The sequence below is a fragment of the uncultured Flavonifractor sp. genome (assembly GCF_944383115.1).
Lineage (GTDB): Bacteria > Bacillota > Clostridia > Oscillospirales > Oscillospiraceae > Flavonifractor.
Map to the genome: position 1 here is coordinate 1 of NZ_CALWOJ010000145.1, position 3,249 is coordinate 3,249.

At 62.5% G+C, this 3,249-nt stretch carries 4 protein-coding genes; 2 read left to right on the forward strand and 2 right to left on the reverse strand.

Features of this window, described 5'->3' with window-relative positions; translation table 11 throughout:
• Positions 1–620, reverse strand: a 620-nt coding sequence (locus Q0K43_RS10765; protein WP_297290526.1) for a nitroreductase family protein, incomplete at its 3' end; no start/stop codon positions are given.
• Between the two features lie 32 nt (positions 621–652).
• On the opposite strand from Q0K43_RS10765, the gene Q0K43_RS10770 reads away from it, so the two are divergent.
• Positions 653–1,510 (forward strand): RluA family pseudouridine synthase, encoded by an 858-nt coding sequence (locus tag Q0K43_RS10770; protein ID WP_297290527.1) that lies wholly within the window; start codon positions 653–655, stop codon positions 1,508–1,510.
• Positions 1,511–1,598: 88 nt separating this feature from the next.
• Here the strand turns inward: Q0K43_RS10770 and Q0K43_RS10775 are convergent, their stop codons facing one another.
• Positions 1,599–2,663: a branched-chain amino acid aminotransferase gene (locus Q0K43_RS10775; protein ID WP_297290528.1), complete on the reverse strand. Its 1,065-nt coding sequence runs from the start codon at positions 2,661–2,663 to the stop codon at positions 1,599–1,601.
• Positions 2,664–2,907: 244 nt separating this feature from the next.
• On the opposite strand from Q0K43_RS10775, the gene Q0K43_RS10780 reads away from it, so the two are divergent.
• On the forward strand, positions 2,908–3,249 hold a 342-nt coding region (locus tag Q0K43_RS10780; protein ID WP_297290529.1), incomplete at its 3' end, for a GTPase.

A 3,249-nucleotide genomic window follows, 5' to 3' on the forward strand; every position in this document is an offset into this window, starting at 1 on the left:
CGCTGTCCGGCGTTGTCGGCCAGCATCCGCTCCAGCTCCCCGGCGTTCATCCGGCGATAGCCGTTTTCATGAACGATGTAGGGCAGGGCCCTGCGGCGGGGCTTCTCCCGGCTCTGCTGCTGGGCGGTGGGGTAGCCGAACACCACCATGGCCGCAGGGAACACATAGTCCGGCAGGTTGAGCAGCTGCCGGTGAGTCTCGCACTGCTCCATCACGTCCCCGATGTAGCAGGAGCCGATGCCCAAACTCCAGGCGGCGGTGACGGCGTTCTGGGCGGCAATGTTGGCATCGGAGCAGGCCAGCAGCAGGTCCCCCACTCCCGGCTTCCGGGGCTGGCAGCCGCCGGCATCAAAGGCGTCGTACCACTTCTGGCAGTCAGCGCAGAAGATCAGCACCAGAGGGGCCTGGGCGATAAAGGGCTGGTGGTCGCAGGTTTGGGCCAGGGTATCCTTTAACTTCTGGTCGGTAATGTCCAGAATGGTGTACAGCTGCTGGTTGCCCGCCGTGGGGGCGGCGCAGGCGGCCTCCAGAATGGCCCGCTTGTCCTCCGGCGCGATGGGCTTTTCCAGATAGGCCCGCACCGATTTGCGGTCACGCAGCTGATGGAGTACGTCGTTCATAAACAGAAACCTCCTGACAGGATGTGGATAACATGCAAGAAAAACGATACATCGTGGAGGGGCAGGACACCCTGCTCCCCTTCCTGCTGGCCCATGTGGCGGGGAAGAGCCGCAACAGCGTCAAGGCCATGCTTACCCGGGGACAGGTCCAGGTGGACGGCAAAACCGTCACCCGCCACGACCATCCCCTCTTGCCGGGGCAAACGGTAGTGGTGCTTCCCCAGGGCGCGGGGGACAAAAAGGCCCCCTTCCCCATCCTCTACGAGGACGGCAGGCTGCTGGTTATCGCAAAGCCCGCCGGCTTGCTGAGCATGGCCAGCGACAAGGAGAAGCTCCGCACCGCCTACCGCATGGCCACCGACTACGTCCGCAAAACCGATTCCCGGAACCGGATCTTCATTGTCCACCGGCTGGATCGGGACACCTCCGGCGTACTCCTCTTCGCCAAGGATGAGCAGACCAAGCGGGCTTACCAGGACAACTGGGACAGGCTGGTGGGCCGCCGGGGCTATCTGGCGGTGGTGGAGGGACGTCCCCCCAGGGATTCCGACACCATCCGCACCCTGCTGCGGGAAAACGCCGCCCATAAGGTGTACTCGGTACCCTCCGGGGGAAAGGAAGCAATAACTCATTATACCACCCTCAGCCGGGGAAGGGAATATGCCCTTCTGGAGGTGGACATCGACACGGGCCGAAAAAACCAGATCCGCGCCCACCTCAGCGAATTGGGCTGTCCGGTGGCGGGGGACCGGGACTACGGGGCGGCCACCGACCCGTTGGGCCGGCTTTGTCTCCACGCCCATGAACTGCGCCTCACTGATCCCTTCACCGGGGAGGCGCGCCTGTTCCGGGCGGAGGCCCCCGGCGGCTTTGCCGCCCTGGCCCGATGATCCTGGCATAAGACGGCAAGTGGGCGGGACTGGCGTCCCGCCCACTTGTCTGGGAAGGTATATTAGGAAGGCAACAAAGGAATCAAAGTTACAGTTTGACCACCCAGCCGTGGGGATCGGGCCGGGTCCCCCACTGGATGCCGGTGAGGGTGTCGTACAGCTTCTGGGCCAGAGGGCCGAGTTTGCCGCCGTTGACCACCACATGCTTGTCCTCCCAGCCCATCTCGCCGATGGGGGAGATGACGGCGGCGGTGCCAGTACCCCAGGCCTCCTTCAGCGCGCCGCTGGCCCCGGCGTCGAACAGCTCCTGGGCGGTGATAAGCCGCTCCTCCACCTTCAGCCCCCAGTCCTTCATCAGTTCGATGCAGGACTTGCGGGTGATGCCGGGCAGCACCGAACCGGTGAGCATGGGAGTGACCACCGTGTCTCCGATCTGGAACATCACGTTCATGGAGCCCACTTCTTCAATGTACTTGCGGTGGACACCATCCAGCCACAGCACCTGGGCATAGCCGTTCTGCTCGGCTCGCTCGCCGGCACGGATGGAGGCGGCGTAGTTGCCGCCGCACTTGGTATAGCCGGTGCCGCCCTTGACGGCCCGGACGTCCTCGCTCTCCACATAGATCTTCACCGGGTTGATGCCCTCGGCGTAGTAGGCGCCCACCGGGCAGGTGATGATGGCGAAGATATAGTCGTGGGATGCGTGAACCCCCAGGGTTGGCGTGGTGGCAATGATAAAGGGCCGGATATACAGGGAGGTGCCGGGGGCACTGGGTACCCAGTCGGCCTCCAGCCGTACCAGCTGCTCAATGGCGGCCAGGGCGTCCTCCTCATCCAGGGGCGGGATGCACATCCGCTCACAGGAGGCGTTGATGCGCTTAATGTTCTCCGTGGGCCGGAAGAGCTGGATGGAACCGTCGGGGGAGCGGTAGGCCTTCAGCCCCTCAAAAACCTCCTGGGCATAGTGGAACACCATGGCGGAGGGGTCAAGGGCGATGGGGCCGTAGGGAACGATACGCCCGTCGTGCCAGCCCTGGCCGGCGGTATAGTCCATCATAAACATATGATCGGTAAAGGTTTTGCCGAACACCAGCGTGGAGGGATCGGGCTTGGGCTTGCTTACCGCGGCGCGCTGGACGGGATATTCCTTCATCAGGATGGCCTCCTTGCAGTTTCATTGCTTGTATTCAGTATGGCAGGGGCGCGGGGAAAAGAATGTAAAGCGTGATACAATGACGGAAATATACCGGCTGGTTTTTCCCCTGCCGCCTTTTGTATCCTAGCACATTCAGGGCTGAAATACAACCGGCGGAAGAGTTGGGCCGGCGGCACTTGTAATTTACAGCCGGATAAGATATAATACTGGGGCTAATATGCCGAAAGAGGGTATTTCATCAATGAAATTAGGTATCGTGGGTCTGCCCAACGTGGGCAAATCGACCCTTTTCAACGCCATCACCAACGCCGGCGCCGAGAGCGCCAACTACCCCTTCTGCACCATCGACCCCAACGTGGGCGTGGTGGCGGTGCCCGACCAGCGGCTGGACGCGCTGACCGAGATGTACCACCCCAAAAAGACCACCCCCGCCGTGGTGGAGTTCGTGGATATCGCCGGCCTGGTCAAGGGGGCCAGCCAGGGCCAGGGCCTGGGCAACAAGTTTTTGGCCAACATCCGGGAGTGCGACGCCATCGTCCACGTGGTCCGCTGCTTTGACGACGAGAACATCATGCACGTGGTG